The sequence below is a fragment of the Pseudomonas sp. 2835 genome (genome assembly GCF_050435905.1).
Lineage (GTDB): Bacteria > Pseudomonadota > Gammaproteobacteria > Pseudomonadales > Pseudomonadaceae > Aquipseudomonas.
The window spans coordinates 244,939-260,724 of record NZ_JBNDLE010000008.1; the positions used below are offsets into that span (position 1 = coordinate 244,939).

Below are 15,786 nucleotides of genomic sequence, written 5' to 3' on the forward strand. Positions count from 1 at the left end.
ATGAAAGCGTTTTTCACCGCCCTCCTGCTGCTGACGCTGGCAGGTTGCACCAGCGGTTTGCGGATCGACCGCAGCCATACTTCGGTCAACCAGGACGAACGAATCCAGTTCGTCGTCCTGCATTACACCAACGCTTCGCTGGAGCGTTCACTGAACTTGCTCACCCACGGCGAGGTCAGTAGCCATTACCTGATCGGCGACTCGCCGGCGACCGTCTACCAGCTGGTCGACGAGAGCCGCCGTGCCTGGCATGCCGGTGACAGCCAGTGGGATGGCCGTACCTGGCTCAACTCCACCTCGATCGGCATCGAGATCGTCAACCCCGGCTATACCGACACACCGACAGGGCGGGTCTGGCACCCGTACACCGAGGCGCAGGTCCAGGCGCTGATCGTCCTGCTCAAGGACATCGTCAAGCGCAACAACATCAAGCCGCGCTACATCATCGGCCACAGCGATATCGCGCCGCTGCGCAAGCTCGACCCGGGCCCGATGTTCCCCTGGAAGCGCCTGGCGGACGCAGGTCTTGGGGTCTGGCCGAACGCCCAGGCCGTGGCCCAGCAGCAAGCCTACTTCAGCGTCAATCCACCGAGCATCACCTGGTATCAGCAGCAGTTGAAGCGCTTTGGCTACGCCATCGAGCAAACCGGTGAGTACGATGTGAGCACCAAGCACGTGCTGGCAGCCTTCCAGATGCGCTTTCGTCCGCAGCGCTTCGATGGCATGCCAGACGCCCAGACGGCGGCCATGTTGCAGGTGCTCAACAGCCGTCGTTGAGCCCCCACCGCCCAACGGGCAGGCTGACTCGACTGGCAGTTGCTATACCTCTTGGTATTCAACTGGATAATTATTGATGTCAGCTGCCCTCTCGGTGTTGCGCCATTTGCTCTATCGTCCCTGGTTACTGGCCACACTCGCGGCTACGGCCAGCGCGATCCTGCTGCTCATGGCCAGCGTCGGCGTGGCCATGCACCAGATGCAGCAAAGCGAAATCGAGCAGATGAACGCCAAGGGCGAGCGCTTTCTCGTGCGCCTGGAGCAGATCTTCGGCCAATTGCGCGAAGGTGTCGATCAACTGCAATCGCAACCGTTGCGAGGTTGCGATGCCAACATGCTGACGGCATTGCAGCAGGTCGCCTTCAACTATCGCTTCGTCTATGAAGCCGCTTACGTCGATGGCAATGTCGCCTGTTCCAACCGGGTTGGTGAGCGCACCATCAATCCCTTGCGGCCTGCAGATATCCAGGGCCCGACCTACAGCTACTGGCTCAACACTACCACCGAACCCGATGACAACCTGGCGGCGCTGATGCTGGGCCGCGGCAAGTTCCTGGTCGCCACCTCTCGCGGGCACATCACCGACGTGGTTGACCTGCCACCCGAAGGCAGCCTGCTGGTCGTACTCGACAACGGCACGCGCGCGGTGCCGGTGCTGGGCCCGCCGCAGGTCTGGCCGCCGTCCGCGGACTGGCCGCCGGCTTCCAGCGGGTCGCTGCTGGAGTTGCCTGACCGGTTGATTTACCGCATGCCGACCAAGTCACCGGACTATCAACTGGTGCTGATCGCGCCCAGGGCCAGCATGCCGCTGAAGATGAACGGCATTCTCTGGCTGCTGTTCCCTGGTAGCCTGGTTCTGGCCTGGTGCATTGGCTGGCTGGTGTTACAACTGATTCGCCAACGTCGTTCGATGAGCTCGGAGTTACAGGGCGCGCTGCGTCGGGGCGAGCTGCAGGTGCTCTACCAGCCGATTTTCGAGCTCAACAGCCGCCGTTGTGTCGGTGCCGAAGCCCTGGTGCGCTGGCGTCGCTCGGACGGCACGCTGACCAGCCCGGACCTGTTCATCCCGTTGGCGGAGAATACTGGGCAGATCCGCCAGATCACAGACTTCGTCCTCCAGCGGGTGCTCGAGCAACTCGGCCAGTTGCTGCGCGCCAACCGCCAGCTGTACATTTCGGTCAACCTGGCCGCTTGCGATGTGATGGTGCCGAGAATCGGCCGGGTGGCGGCACGCCTGCTGGCCATGCACCACGTGGCGGCCAGCCAGATTGCCTTCGAGGTTACCGAGCGTGGGTTGATCGATGTGGTGGTGGCCCGGGACAACCTGCAAGCCTTGCGCGCGGTCGGGCACCAGGTGTTGATCGATGACTTTGGTACTGGCTACTGCAGCCTGGCCTACCTGCAAACCTTGCCGGTCGATTGCCTGAAGATCGACAAGGCTTTTATCGATGCCCTGGGGCATGACGCAGCCAGCAGCGGTGTGGCGCCGCACATTATCCGCATGGCCCATGCCCTGCAGTTGCGGGTGATTGCCGAAGGTATCGAGTATGAAGACCAGGCCCTGTTGCTTAACAGTGAAGGGGTCAATTACGGCCAGGGCTGGTTGTTCGCCCACCCGCTCAACGCCCGTCAGTTCATCGAGCTGATCACCCGTGGCCGGCGGCTCGGGCCCCGGCGCATCGATGACGAAGCCTGAGCCGCAGGCGATTCAGACTGGCAAGGCCATATAGAACTGAGTGCCTTGCCCGGGCCGCGAATACACACCCATGCGCCCGCCATGCAACTGGACGATCTCCTTGCACAGCGCCAGGCCCAGCCCGGCGCCGCCCTTCTTGCGTCCGACCTGGACGAAAGGCTCGAAGATCCTGCCCTGCTGGCCGTAGGCAATGCCCTCACCGTTGTCTTCTATGCTGATGATCACCCGTTCGGCGTGGCGGCGTGCATGCAAACGGATGCGCCCGGCGGTTGGCGTATGGCGTACGGCGTTGTCGAGCAGGTTGTCCATGACCCGGTCCAGTTGCGCCGGGTCGGCCTGGATGCGCGGCAGCGGCGCGGCGAGCTCGATCTGTATCTCGATTTGCTTGTCATTGGCTGCGGCGGCGAAACGCTCACAGGCGCGCCCCAGCAGTTCGTCGATGGCACAGGGGGTGAGTTCGAGCTTTTGCAGGCCACTCTGGTAACGAGAAAAGTTCAGCAGGTCATTGATCAGCTGATTCAGGCGCTGCATTTCTTCGCCGATGGTGTCGGACAGGTCGGCTTCCCGCGAGCCGGGGGCAAATTTCAGGCGCTCGCGTAGCAAACCGAAAGCCATGTGCATGCCGGTCACCGGGGTGCGCAGTTCATGGGACGCGCGCAGGACGAACTCGCTGCGTACCCGTTCGAAGGCACGTTGCTCGGTGACATCGTGCAGCACCATCACCGCGCCGAGAATCTGCCCTTGCGGGTGGCATACCGGCGTCAGGCTGTAGGAAAGCAGCCGGGTTTCTTCATCTATTTCCAGGCGGAGGTCGTCAGGCACCCTGTCCAGGGTGCCGCCGCGCAGTACCAGGCGCAGCTGCTCGTCCAGCTCCGGGCGTTGCAGGGCATCGCCAAGGCCTGTGCCCAGGCGGGCATCTTCCCAACCCAATTGGCGCTGGGCGACCGGGTTGAGGTGCTCCAGATGACCCTGGCGATCGATGATCAGCAGGCCGTCGTCGATACTGTCGAGCACCGCTTGCAAGCGCTGCTGGCCGGCCAGAACTTCGTCGATGTTGGTCGCCTGATGCTTGCGTAAGGCTTCGGCCATCAAGCCAAAGCGGCGGGTCAGCTGGTTCAGCTCAAGGGCGTGGGATACCGGCAGGGTGAGCTCGAAGTTGCCCTGGCCGATCTGGTCGGCTGCTTTGGCCAGTGCTTCGATCGGTTGGCCGACCCGGCGGGCGATGCCATGGGCGGTGACAAAACCGAGAATCAATACTGTCAGGCCCACCAGGCCGAGCAAGCCACCAATCAACAGGGCGCGGTCATGGGCCTTCTGCTCGCTTTCGTTGATGTGCTGCAAGGCGCGTTTGTGCGACTCGACCAGGTCGGCGCGCAGCAGGTTGAAGGCATGCCCCAGCGGTTGGTCGGCGCCCAGGCTTTTCGAGGTTGCACTGCTGTTGCGGTAAGCCTGCAAGAAGGCCTGGTAGTCGATGTTGGCCTTGGCAAAACCCTGATCGCCCGGGCTCTCGTCGTCATGGTTGATGCCTTCGTCCAGTAGTTGCTGAAACTGGCGTTGCAAGGTTTCGAGGGCCGGTTTGTCCGGGACGTCATCCAGCAGCAGGGTCAACTGCTCACCCAGGTTCTGCCGCAGCCTCAGGCCCAGGTCGAGGGTGACCGAGTTCTCGCGCACCAGCGCCTGTTGCGCGCTGGCCATTTGCAGCACGCTGACCAGGCCTAGCAGCAGGCCGAACAGCGCAACGGTGATCAACGCCGAAATGCTGAGGAAAAGCCGCGTGCGCAGCTTCATCGCCAGTTTCATAAGTTGTACTGCTTGCGCTTGCGGTACAGGGTCGAGGCGTCGATTCCGAGGGTCTTGGCGGCCTGGTCGAGGGTTTCACTGGTGGCCAGTACCGCACCGATATGGGCACGTTCCAGCTCATCCAGGCTCAGCGCCGCGCCAATGCGCGGGGCATTGCTGGCCGATTGTTCGGCCATGCCCAGGTGGCTGATCTCGACGCGCTCCTGGGCGCAGATGATGCTCGCCCGTTCGACCACGTTGCGCAGCTCGCGGATATTGCCTGGCCAGCGGTAGTTGAGCAGCGCGGCGCGAGCCTCGTCGCTGAAGGCCCGGGCCGGGCGTGAATACTCCTTTACGAAGCGGGCGAGGAAGCGGTCGGCCAGGGTGAGGATATCTTCACTGCGCTCACGCAACGGCGGCAGGTGCAGGGTGATGACGTTCAGGCGGTACAGCAGGTCTTCGCGAAAGCGCCCTTCGCGGACCATGTCCTCGAGGTTGAGGTTGGTCGCGGCGAGAATCCGCACATCGGCGCGGCGGGTTACCGGGTCGCCGACCCGCTCGTATTCCTTGTCCTGGATAAAGCGCAGCAGCTTGGGCTGCAGGGTCAGTGGGAAATCGCCGATTTCATCGAGGAACAAGGTACCGCCGTCGGCCTGGTTGACCCGCCCCAGGGTGCTTTCGCTGGCGCCGGTAAAGGCCCCGCGGCTGTGGCCGAACAGCTCGCTTTCCATCAGCTCGGCAGTCAGCGACGGGCAGTTGATGGTTACGCAGGCCTTGCGCGCACGCTTGCTCCAGCCGTGAATGGCGCGGGCCAGTTCACCTTTACCGGTACCGGACTCACCAAGAATGAGGATGTTGGCGTCGGTGGTGGCGACCTGGCGAGCGGTTTCCAGCACCACCATCATCGCCGGGCTGTGCGAGTCGAGACCGTCCTTGGGTTTGCGCACTTCGCCTTCGAGGGCTTCCAGGCGTGCCGATAGCTGGCGGACTTCCAACTGCTTGGCGGTAGCCAGGCGCAACTGGTCCGGACTGCATGGCTTGACCAGATAATCGGCGGCGCCGGCCTGGATCGCATCCACCGCAGTGTCGACCGCCGAATGCGCGGTGACGATCACCACGCGCATCCATGGCGCCTGGATACGCATCTGTGCCAAAACATCCAGGCCGTTGTCTTCGCCCAGGCGCAGGTCAAGGAAACACAGGTCGAAGACTTGCCGTTGCAACAGGGTTTCGGCCTGCGCCGCGCTGTTGGCGGTGGCAACGCTGTAGCCTTCGTCTTCAAGACAGTAACGAAAGGTTCGCAGGATGGCGGACTCATCGTCGACCAGCAGAATACGGCCTTGATGTTCCTGGGCTGACTCCATTTCCTACGCTCCTTTGAGAATGATCTAGGTTAGTGTCGGAAAAATCGGGCAAGTTGCATGGTTCATTCTGATTCATTCCGTTGCCTGCATGGTAGCCGTTCGCCCAAAACTTATCTAACTCACTGAAAAATCAGCGGTTGTTGACCCGGAAGGAACTGGCACGGACGCTGCAAAGACAAAAGACTCTGAGCCCTCGGAGATTTTCTCATGTCCGCGCCCTATCCGTTGGCAGTCGCCACTGCCCTGTTCCTGCTGCTGCCGATGGCCAGCAGCGCCGCCGAATCACCCGCTTCCAGCGTGCAGCAGGCGCGCCAGGAAGGCGCCTTGCAAACGGCGCTGGCGCTCAATCGCTTACTCAACCCGTACAAGATCGAGGTCCGGGTCGAGGGCAGCATGGCGCATTTGCAAGGCGAAGTCGAAAACCAGGTGGAGCGGCAGCTGGCCGAAGCCGTTGCCCTGGCCACCCGCGGCATCGAGGCGGTGCAGAACGACCTCAAGGTCAATGCCGAACTGGTCGAGCAACCGCTCGAGCGGCGCGCCTATGCCCAGCGCCTTGAGGACGCAACCCTCGCCTCGATCATTCGCGCGCGCCTGCTGTGGAGCACCCATACCCAGGCGGCCCCTATAGAAGTAGATAGTCGTGAGGGCGTGGTCACGTTGCGCGGCCAGGTCAGCAGCGCCGAAGCCAAGGAGCTGGCGGGGGTATTGGCCAGTTCCACCGAGGGCGTTTATCTGGTCAACAACCTGATCAGCCTGAGTGCGGCCGACATGGCCAAGCTGCGCGAAGAGCGCCAGGAGCTGGTGGCCGATCCGCAGCTCAGCGACGCCTGGATCAATGACAAGGTGCAGACAAGCTTTATGTTCAGCCGCAACCTGGATGGCCCGAACATCAAGGTGGCGACCCAGGAGGGAGTGGTGCGTTTGTCTGGCGAGGTGGTCAGCAGCGAGCAAAAGACCATTGCCGTCGAGGTGGCCCGGCAGATTCGCGGGGTACGCGGGGTAGATGCCGACATGCTCAAGGTGGCAACCAAGGTGCAAGGCTGATCATGCAAAACGCACGAACGCTTTAGCCCGATCGTGCAGGATACGTTTCCGCCGAGATCGAGCGATGTAAGTAAGTTATTGATTTGCAAAGATAAAAAATTGTTTCAAGGGCTGGCATGCAGGCTGCAATGACTACATCAAGTCAACAATAAACGCAGCAGGAGGAGCACGGCATGAACCGCCAAACCGCCACCCTAGTGCAGGTTTCTTCGCTTCAGCTGCGCCAGGGGCTGTTTTTCAGTCTGGCGCTGCTGCTGACCCTGATTGGCGGTCAGCTCTACAACAGCTGGGAAACCGCGCGCAGCGCCGAGCAGCTGGCTGCCCAGGCAGCGCTGGTGGCACAGGTTCAGGCGCAGCGCTCCGTTGCACCGCTGCAGGCCCGAGTTGCACTGTCTACGCCAGTGACCACTCCAGCCGTTGTTGACACCGCTGCACCTCGTGATCGCTGGGTGTTTTAACCGAGCACCCAAGGACCTCTTCCAAAAACGGTAAGGAGAATCACCATGTTGAGTTGGGCCATCACCTTCCTGATTATCGCCATTGTCGCTGCCGTGCTGGGCTTCGGTGGTATCGCCGGCGCCGCTACCGGTATCGCGAAGATTCTGTTCATTATCTTCCTGGTGCTGTTCGTGGTGTCCTTCTTCTTTGGTCGCCGCGGTAGGGGCTGAGTATGAGCACAACGCTAGGCAGAGCCCTGGTTGCCGCCCTGATCATGGGCGGCAGCGCAGTGGCAATGGCGGCCAATGACGGCCAGGTTCGGGCCAACCAGATCCTTGGCTCGGACCCCGAATACCGGGAAACCTGGCAGGACGTGGTCAAAGATGAAGAACGTTTGCCCGAATGGGTCCTCAACCTGAGCGGTACTTCCGAGCAACAGATGTCGGCGGTTGAGGAGGATGGCGACAAGTATCTGGTCGGACCGTTGTGCGAGTCCGAGCAGAAATGCCTGAACAAGCGTCTGATCGTTGCCTTCAGTTGGGACAAGGACGAAGCCTACGGGATGCTGGTGGAAGTGCCCGAAGGCCTGCCGTCCGACAAGTCGCCCACACGCCACGCCGATTACCGTTGGCTGGGCAAGCCGGGCGAAGGCATGCAGGCCCTGCTCAAGGAGCAACTCAAGCGGGATCCGAACTGGTACTGAGGTGTTGCTCACACATCGGTACATATATAGAAGCTGAACCTTTTTCCATTTCAGGCTTCTATGCTGCGCCGCCCGAGGAAGGCAGGCGTATGACCAGGGGGCCGGGCTGCTCTGATTGTTTCAGGATCGGAGGGGCCTAGGGGTACAGGGAGTGCCCCCGATGAGGGCCGGGTCAGGTAAAGCGGTAGCGGAAGTTCCGGGTCGGATTACTGCCTTCAGGCAGAGGTGTCCGACCGGACTTCCGTAGCGCTCTTTGAGGCAATCGCCTTTTCCCCGCAACACATTCGTTTTTTCCTACCGAAGCTGTCGACGCATATTTTTGCTCGACCGTACATCGATATTTTTTCGCCCTGCCGTCCTGGCAAAGTCGCGGCGATTTCACCCATTCGGATTGTCGAACAACGCCCTTTGTCACCCAGGCACATACCTCTATATCGGCCGGATTATGGCGCTTTGGCCATCGTCGGATTTCCGAACGGTAGGCGAATAACCCATTGTGACGTACGATTTGGCCGATAAACCTCATGCCGATTCGGCATAGGGTAGTCATTTACGGCATTAGACGGAGCCCCCCCACGTGGGAATAGTTGCGCCTTTTTTCGCTGGCCTGAGCGTTCCTACGCTCGCTTGCGGTGACCTTTTACGATGTCATCGGTAGATAACAAGAAACGATACGGATCGCTGGCAACAGCTCTGGGTCGCGGTTATCAGCCTGGTGGCCGTTTCCACTTGAAGAAAAGGTAACGACATGAAGAAGGCAAAGCTAAGCCTCGCCTGGCAGATCCTCATCGGTCTGGTACTGGGGATTGCAATCGGCGCTTTACTGAACCATTTCAGTGCAGAAAAGGCATGGTGGATCAGTAACGTCCTGCAACCTGCCGGTGACATCTTCATTCGCCTGATCAAGATGATCGTCATCCCGATCGTGATTTCGTCGCTGATCGTGGGTATCGCCGGGGTTGGCGATGCGAAAAAACTCGGCAGTATCGGCCTCAAGACCATTATCTACTTCGAGGTGGTGACCACCATCGCCATCGTCGTCGGCCTGGTCCTGGCCAACCTGTTCCACCCGGGCGCTGGCATCGATATGAGCACGCTGGGTACCGTTGATATCTCCAAGTACCAGGCCACGGCGGCGGAGGTTCAACATGAACATGCGTTCATCGAGACCATCCTCAACCTGATCCCGTCGAACATCTTCGCGGCGCTGATGCGCGGTGAAATGCTGCCGATCATCTTCTTCTCGGTACTGTTTGGCCTGGGCTTGTCGAGCCTGCAGGCAGACATCCGCGACCCGCTGGTGAAAACCTTCCAGGGCGTCTCCGAAGCCATGTTCAAGGTCACTCACATGATCATGAACTACGCGCCAATCGGTGTGTTCGCGCTGATCGCCGTGACCGTAGCCAACTTCGGCTTCGCCTCGCTGCTGCCGCTGGCCAAGCTGGTACTGCTGGTGTACTTCGCCATCGCCTTCTTCGCCTTCATGGTCCTTGGCCTGGTTGCCCGCCTGTTCGGCTTCTCGGTGATCAAGCTGATGCGCATCTTCAAGGACGAACTGGTCCTGGCCTACTCCACCGCCAGCTCCGAAACCGTGCTGCCGCGCGTGATCGAGAAGATGGAAGCTTATGGTGCGCCGAAAGCCATCTGCAGCTTCGTGGTTCCGACCGGCTACTCGTTCAACCTTGACGGTTCGACCCTGTACCAGAGCATCGCGGCGATCTTCATCGCCCAGCTGTACGGCATCGACCTGTCGCTGAGCCAGCAACTGCTGCTGGTGTTGACCCTGATGGTTACCTCCAAAGGCATCGCCGGCGTACCGGGCGTGTCCTTCGTGGTCCTGCTGGCCACCCTGGGCAGCGTCGGTATCCCGCTGGAAGGCCTGGCCTTCATCGCCGGTGTTGACCGCATCATGGACATGGCCCGTACCGCCCTGAACGTTATCGGCAATGCCCTGGCGGTACTGGTTATTGCGCGTTGGGAAGGTATGTACGACGACGCCAAGGGCCAGCGCTACTGGAACTCGCTGCCGCACTGGCGCAGCAAGGAAGCCGTACCGGCTGGCAAAACTGCCAGCAAGTAAGCGCTAACCTGGCTGTAAGAAAAGCCCCGACCTGGTCGGGGCTTTTTTGTTGGCGTGGGTAAGTCGACGTTTATGGCGCGAAGCCAACCCGGCCCGCTATCATTTGCGCCATCTTTGGGGGGAACAACGGATGCTCAACGGCCTTTGGCTTGGTTTTTTCATCGTCGCGGCCATTTCGGCCATGGCCCAATGGCTGGTGGGCGGTAACGCCGGGATCTTCGCGGCAATGGTCGAAAGCATCTTTGCCATGGCCAAGCTCTCGGTTGAGGTCATGGTCCTGCTGTTCGGCACTCTGACCCTGTGGCTGGGCTTTTTGAAGATTGCCGAAAAGGCCGGCATCGTCGAGTGGCTGGCCAAGGTCCTCGGCCCGCTGTTCGCCCGGCTGATGCCGGAAGTCCCGCCCGGCCACCCGGCCCTGGGCCTGATCACCCTCAATTTTGCCGCCAACGGCCTGGGCCTGGACAACGCCGCCACGCCCATCGGCCTCAAGGCCATGCGTGCGCTGCAGGAGCTCAACCCCAGCTCGACCACCGCCAGCAACGCGCAGATCCTCTTCCTGGTCCTCAACGCTTCGTCGCTGACCCTGCTGCCGGTGACCATCTTCATGTACCGCGCCCAGCAAGGGGCGATGGACCCGACCCTGGTGTTCCTGCCGATCCTGCTCGCCACCAGCGCCTCGACCCTGGTCGGCCTGTTGTCGGTGGCGGTGATGCAGCGCCTGCGCCTGTGGGACCCGGTGGTGCTGGCGTACCTGATCCCGGGGGCCCTGCTGCTGGGCGGCTTCATGGCGTTTCTCGGCACGTTGTCGGCCACCGCGCTGGCGGGGCTGTCGTCGATTCTCGGCAACCTGACCCTGTTCGGCCTGATCATCCTGTTCCTGGTGATCGGCGCACTGAAGCGGGTGAAGGTCTATGAAACCTTCGTGGAAGGCGCCAAGGAGGGCTTTGACGTCGCCAAAAGCCTGTTGCCCTATCTGGTTGCCATGCTCTGCGCCGTCGGCGTGCTGCGCGCCTCAGGGGCCCTGGAGCTGGCACTGGACGGCATTCGTCATGCAGTTGAGTGGCTGGGCTGGGACACCCGCTTTGTCGAGGGCTTGCCCACGGCGCTGGTCAAGCCGTTTTCCGGCAGTGCGGCGCGAGCGATGCTGATCGAAACCATGCAGACCCACGGCGTCGACAGCTTCCCTGCCCTGGTGGCAGCGACCATCCAGGGCAGCACCGAAACCACCTTCTACGTTCTGGCGGTGTATTTCGGCGCCGTCGGCATCCAGCGCGCCCGCCATGCGGTGGGTTGCGCGCTGCTGGCGGAGCTGTCCGGGGTGATCGCGGCGATCTTTGTCTGCTACTGGTTCTTCGCCTGAAGTTGAGCGGCCTGGTTCACCGTCCAGTCGACCAGCTGCTTCATCAACTGGTCGCTGGCTGAGCCGAAGCTGCTGACCACCGCGCCAACCTGCTTGTCGCTCAACGGCTGGCGTACTTCGAAGCGCTGGCTGGCAAGGATGCGCTGGCTACGGCCCTGCACCAGGCGGGCGTCGTAGCGGATCACCACGGCCAGGCCATCGGCGCTGTACTCACTCTGGAAGGCCTGCAGTTCGCCGGCAATTTCATAATCGCTTTGCAGGTTGCTGTCGTCGGCGCTCAGGCGCTGCACCCGGCCGTCACGCTGGAAGGCATCGAGCATGCGGTTGCGCAGCAGAGTCGGTGCCGGGTCGCTCCAGCGCGCGCCCTTGTAGCTGCTGATCAGGTTGCCTTGCGGCACCACGGCTATGCGTGGGCTGTTCAGGGCATCACTGGCGATCGGCTTGTTGATCCGTAGCGACCACGGCGCACTGTGCGTCACCGACCGGGTGGTCTGCGCCGAAGGCAGGCGATAGACGTCGGCAGGTTCGGCCTGGGGCAGGATCGAACAGGCGCTGCTCAGGCTCAGTAAAGTGGTCAGGGCCAGGTAGCGGCAGGTACGGCTCATGGCTCGAACTCCTTGTTTTTGTCACGGCCCAGCAGGTAGCCGCTGGGGTTTGCCTCCAGGCGCTGGGAGATGCCCTTGAGCGAGGTCAGGGTGTCGCGCAGCTCGCGGATTGCCGGTGCCAGTTGGTTGAAGCCCTGGGCACCGCCGTCGATGGCATCGCGGTTGTCATTGAGCAGCTTGTTGATGGTTTCGGTGCTTTGCGCCAACGACTGCATGGCCTGCTCGGCACTTCCAAACATTTGCTTGCCCTGGCTGCTGAGCAGACCGTTGGCGTTGCGCATCAGCTCGCTGGTCTGTTCGAGCATGGCGCCGGCCTGCTTGCCGACCTGGGCCAGTTGCTGGATGCCCTCGCGGATGTCGCCTCGCTGGTCGTTGAAGGCGCCGGTAGTCTGTTCAAGATTGCTCAGGGTGTTGCTAAGGTGGGTGACGTTGTCTTCGGAGAACAGCTGGTTGGCGTTGTGCACCAGAGCGTTGATGTTGGTCATCAGGTCGCTGCTGTCGTCCAGCAGGCGGGCGATCGGCGACGGCGAGGCGACGATCACCGGCAGTTTGCCGTCCTTACCCTTGAGCTCCGGGCTTTGCGGGGTGCCGCCACTGAGCTGGATGAACGAGGTGCCGGTGATGCCGGTCAGGGTCAGCTTGGCCAGGGTGTCTTCCTTGACCGGTGTGTCGGCGCTCAGGCGCACCTGGGCCAGGACCCGGCGCGGGTCGTTGGGGTCCAGGCGCAGGCTGGTGACATCGCCGACCTTGATGCCGCTGTACTGCACCGAGCTGCCCCGGGACAAACCGGAAACGGCTTCGTTGAACACCACTTGGTAATCCTTGAAGGTGCTGTCGACGCTGGACTTGGTCAGCCACAGGCCGAACAGCATGGCGCCGGCCACCACCAGCACGGTGACCAGGCCGATCAGGACATGATGTGCACGGGTTTCCATCTCAGAGCTCCTTGGGCGCTGTAGCGGCCTGATATGCCGCGCGGCCACGCGGGCCATGAAAATAATCGTGAATCCAGGCGTCGTCGGTGTCTTCGACCTCGGCGATAGGCCCGGCCACCAGCACCTTCTTCTGCGACAGTACGGCGACGCGGTCGGTAATGGTGTAGAGCGTATCGAGGTCGTGAGTAATCAGGAACACGCTCAGGCCCAGGGCGTCGCGCAGAGTCAGGATCAACTGGTCGAAGGCCGCCGCGCCAATCGGGTCGAGGCCGGCGGTGGGTTCGTCGAGGAACAGGATGTCCGGGTCCAAGGCCAGTGCCCGGGCAAGGGCCGCGCGCTTGATCATGCCGCCGGACAGTGACGAGGGGTATTTGTCTGCCGCCGAAATCGGCAAGCCGGCCAGCGCCAGCTTGACCCCGGCCAGGTGCTCGGCATCGGCGCGGCTCAGGCCCGCGTGTTCGATCAGCGGCAAGGCGACGTTTTCGGTGACGGTCAACGACGAGAACAACGCGCCCTTCTGGAACAGCACGCCGAAGCGCCGCTCGACCAGCGAACGCTGCTCGTCGCTGGCGTTGCTCAAGTCCTGGCCGAACACCCGTACCTGGCCTTCGTTGGGCCGGCGCAGGCCGACGATGCTGCGCAGCAACACCGACTTGCCGCTGCCCGAGCCGCCGACTACGGCGAGGATTTCGCCGCGGTACAAGTCCAGGTCGAGCTGCTCGTGCACGCTCTGGGTGCCGAAGCGGTTGCAGATGCCGCGGGCCTCGATCACCGCTTCGCGTGGCGTTGTGTCGATCTCGCTCACCAGCCCATCTCCATGAAGAACAGCGCCGCCACGGCATCCAGGACGATGACCACGAAGATCGACTGGACCACGCTGGAGGTGGTGTGGGCGCCGACCGATTCGGCGCTGCCACTGACCTTGAAGCCTTCCAGGCAGCCAATGGCGGCGATCAGGAAGGCGAAGAACGGTGCCTTGACCAGACCGACGAGAAAATGCTGCACGCCGATATCGCTTTGCAGCAGCGACAGGAACATCGCCGGCGAAATACCCAGCGACAGCGCGCACACCACCGCGCCGCCGATAATGCCGCAAAGCATGGCGACAAAGGTCAGCAACGGCAGCGCGATCAGCAGTGCCAGCACCCGCGGCACCACCAGCAGTTCAACCGGGTCGAGGCCCAGGGTGCGGATGGCGTCGATTTCTTCGTTGGCCTTCATCGAGCCGATTTGCGCGGTAAAGGCACTGGCGGTGCGCCCGGCCATCAGGATAGCGGTCAGCAGCACGCCGAATTCACGCAGGAACGAGAACGCCACCAGATCGACGGTGAAGACACTGGCACCAAAGCTGGCCAGCACTGTGGCGCCGAGAAAGGCCACCACCGCCCCCACCAGAAAGGTCAGCAAGGCAACGATGGGCGCGGCGTCCAGGCCAGTCTGCTCGATATGCGCAACCACCGAGGTGACCCGCCAGCGCTTGGGCTGGAACAGGCGCAGGAACAGGGTTTGCAGGATCAGGCCGACGAAGCCGAGGATCTGCAGGGTGTCCTGCCAGAGGGTATCGACGGCGCGGCCGATACGGCTGAGCAGCTGGATCAGTACCGAACGCTCGGGTTGTTTTTCCGGGATGCAGAAGTCTTGCACCGAGCAATACACAGTCTTGAGCAGCGCCTGGCTGGCCGCTGGCAAGTGCGTGGCGGTTTCGGTCAGGCGCGCCAGGCGTTCGGCGCCCAGCAGCTCGACCAGCAACGCCGCACCGGCGGTATCGAGCTTGCCGAGCTGGTCGAGGTCGACCTCGGTAGATGGGTCGTACTGGCCGACCAGGCTGTCGCTGCTGCGCTTGAGGCTGGTGTAGTTGGCCAGGGTCCAGTCACCGGCTATCCGCAGCCGTGGCGGGCTGCTCGCAGTGTCCAGGGTGGCGCTGGCGTGTGTAGTCATAGGCTCCATGCAGTCCGACCAACGGTTCGCAGCCTCAGAGCATAGCGTTACTCGGCCGCGGGCGCTTGACCATCGTCAACCACCTTGAAGCGCAGTACGCCGATGACCTGGCCGTCTTCGGTGAGCACCCGCACCTGCCAGCGCCCCACCGGGTTGCCGGGGAAGTTCTGCTTGTGGGTCCAGGCCCTGTAGCCTTCCTTGCGTCCGCCATGGATGTCCAGGGCGATACGGTCGACCTCTTTGCCCTCGAATTGCCAGACGTGGTAAATCCGCTCGTTCAGCCCGCGCGGGGCGTTGATCGCGGTAAAGGCGTAGAGGCCTGCGCGTATTTCACTGGCCTTGATCTGCTCCAGGCTTTTGCCCGGGGTGCGGTTCTCGACCTGGGTGCTGACCGCAACTTCGGTCATCCACAAGGTGGCCGGCGGCACCCAGGAGCGCAGCATCCAGCCGCCGGCACCAACGGCCAGGGTCATCACCACCAGCATGATTCCTCGGCGCCAGTGGCTGATCGGGAAGCTGCTGGCAAGGCTTGGGAACGACAGCAGCATGGCGATGCCCAGGGCCAGCTTGAAGCTCTGCGAGGTGGTCAGGTGGAGGATGATCGGCAGTGCGGTGAGCAACGCGGCAAACAGCGTCAGGGTATGCAGTGCCAGGTACAGCCAGCGCCGCGGGGCCAGCCACTTGTAGTACAGCGGGTCGATGATCGAGATCAGCCCGGCGGCGGCGAGAATGCCGGTGAACACCAGTTGGCCGCTGTTCCAGGTGGTGGTGACGAAGAAAAACGGCAGGACAAAGAACAGGCTTTCCTGGTGGATCATCTGCGTTGCGTAGCGCAGCAGCGGCTGGGGGATTTCGCGTTTGAAGACTTTGGCGAAGACCTTGGTGACGGTGTTCTCCAGCATCAGCCAGATCCAGCTGATGAGCATGACGATGGCAATCCAGCTGGCCAGGCTTTCCTGGCGATCGACCAGGATGAAGCTGCCGACGCCGGAGACGAAACCGCCGAGGGCGATGACCCCGGGGTAGCGCTTGATCAGCTCGATCAAGCGCTGCAGATAAAGAGGCAT

General features: G+C 62.2%; 15 protein-coding genes. 8 read left to right on the forward strand and 7 right to left on the reverse strand.

Translation table 11 applies throughout. From position 1 onward, the window contains the following. Both ABIE20_RS14555 and ABIE20_RS14560 read left to right on the forward strand, forming a co-directional pair. Positions 1–777 carry an N-acetylmuramoyl-L-alanine amidase gene (locus ABIE20_RS14555; RefSeq protein ID WP_429505658.1) on the forward strand — a complete coding sequence of 259 codons (777 nt, stop codon included), beginning with the start codon at positions 1–3 and terminating at the stop codon, positions 775–777. Between the two features lie 76 nt (positions 778–853). Further along, on the forward strand, positions 854–2,473 hold the full coding sequence (locus tag ABIE20_RS14560; RefSeq protein WP_429505659.1) for an EAL domain-containing protein: 1,620 nt from the start codon (positions 854–856) through the stop codon (positions 2,471–2,473). Positions 2,474–2,485: 12 nt separating this feature from the next. On the opposite strand, the gene ABIE20_RS14565 is transcribed toward ABIE20_RS14560, so the two are convergent. Continuing rightward, positions 2,486–4,273 carry a KinB sensor domain-containing domain gene (locus tag ABIE20_RS14565; RefSeq protein WP_429505660.1) on the reverse strand — a complete coding sequence of 596 codons (1,788 nt, stop codon included), beginning with the start codon at positions 4,271–4,273 and terminating at the stop codon, positions 2,486–2,488. Next, positions 4,270–5,616, reverse strand: a complete 1,347-nt coding sequence (gene algB, locus ABIE20_RS14570) for a sigma-54-dependent response regulator transcription factor AlgB (protein ID WP_429505661.1) — start codon at positions 5,614–5,616, stop codon at positions 4,270–4,272. The genes ABIE20_RS14565 and algB overlap by 4 nt, the downstream gene beginning before the upstream one ends. A 261-nt stretch (positions 5,617–5,877) precedes the next feature. Between algB and ABIE20_RS14575 the strand changes: the two genes are divergently transcribed. The 6 genes from ABIE20_RS14575 to ABIE20_RS14600 all read left to right on the forward strand — a co-directional run bounded on the left by ABIE20_RS14575 (position 5,878) and on the right by ABIE20_RS14600 (position 11,241). Further along, positions 5,878–6,660: a BON domain-containing protein gene (locus ABIE20_RS14575; RefSeq protein ID WP_429505690.1), complete on the forward strand. Its 783-nt coding sequence runs from the start codon at positions 5,878–5,880 to the stop codon at positions 6,658–6,660. Positions 6,661–6,833: 173 nt separating this feature from the next. Further along, positions 6,834–7,118: a hypothetical protein gene (locus ABIE20_RS14580; protein ID WP_429505662.1), complete on the forward strand. Its 285-nt coding sequence runs from the start codon at positions 6,834–6,836 to the stop codon at positions 7,116–7,118. Between the two features lie 45 nt (positions 7,119–7,163). Then, a complete protein-coding gene (locus ABIE20_RS14585) occupies positions 7,164–7,328 on the forward strand; it encodes a DUF1328 domain-containing protein (protein WP_010222609.1) in 165 nt (54 codons plus the stop codon). Between the two features lie 2 nt (positions 7,329–7,330). After that, positions 7,331–7,801, forward strand: coding sequence for an inhibitor of vertebrate lysozyme family protein (locus ABIE20_RS14590; protein WP_429505663.1), 471 nt, complete (start codon positions 7,331–7,333; stop codon positions 7,799–7,801). 748 nt (positions 7,802–8,549) lie between these two features. Next, positions 8,550–9,881: a glutamate/aspartate:proton symporter GltP gene (gene gltP / locus ABIE20_RS14595; protein WP_429505664.1), complete on the forward strand. Its 1,332-nt coding sequence runs from the start codon at positions 8,550–8,552 to the stop codon at positions 9,879–9,881. A gap of 130 nt (positions 9,882–10,011) precedes the next feature. Then, positions 10,012–11,241, forward strand: coding sequence for a nucleoside recognition domain-containing protein (locus ABIE20_RS14600; protein ID WP_429505665.1), 1,230 nt, complete (start codon positions 10,012–10,014; stop codon positions 11,239–11,241). Here the strand turns inward: ABIE20_RS14600 and ABIE20_RS14605 are convergent. Genes ABIE20_RS14605 through ABIE20_RS14625 form a run of 5 tightly spaced genes read right to left on the reverse strand, consistent with a single transcriptional unit; the run spans position 11,223 to position 15,786 of the window. Next, complete coding sequence (locus tag ABIE20_RS14605; protein WP_429505666.1) at positions 11,223–11,846, reverse strand: ABC-type transport auxiliary lipoprotein family protein; 624 nt, start codon at positions 11,844–11,846, stop codon at positions 11,223–11,225. The genes ABIE20_RS14600 and ABIE20_RS14605 overlap by 19 nt on opposite strands. Continuing rightward, positions 11,843–12,781 carry an MlaD family protein gene (locus tag ABIE20_RS14610; RefSeq protein WP_429505667.1) on the reverse strand — a complete coding sequence of 313 codons (939 nt, stop codon included), beginning with the start codon at positions 12,779–12,781 and terminating at the stop codon, positions 11,843–11,845. The genes ABIE20_RS14605 and ABIE20_RS14610 overlap by 4 nt, the downstream gene beginning before the upstream one ends. Before the next feature lies 1 nt (position 12,782). After that, a complete protein-coding gene (locus ABIE20_RS14615; RefSeq protein WP_429505691.1) occupies positions 12,783–13,577 on the reverse strand; it encodes an ABC transporter ATP-binding protein in 795 nt (264 codons plus the stop codon). 5 nt (positions 13,578–13,582) lie between these two features. Beyond that, positions 13,583–14,728, reverse strand: coding sequence for an ABC transporter permease (locus ABIE20_RS14620; RefSeq protein ID WP_429505668.1), 1,146 nt, complete (start codon positions 14,726–14,728; stop codon positions 13,583–13,585). A 38-nt stretch (positions 14,729–14,766) separates the two neighbouring features. After that, on the reverse strand, positions 14,767–15,786 hold the full coding sequence (locus ABIE20_RS14625; RefSeq protein WP_429505669.1) for a DUF5924 family protein: 1,020 nt from the start codon (positions 15,784–15,786) through the stop codon (positions 14,767–14,769).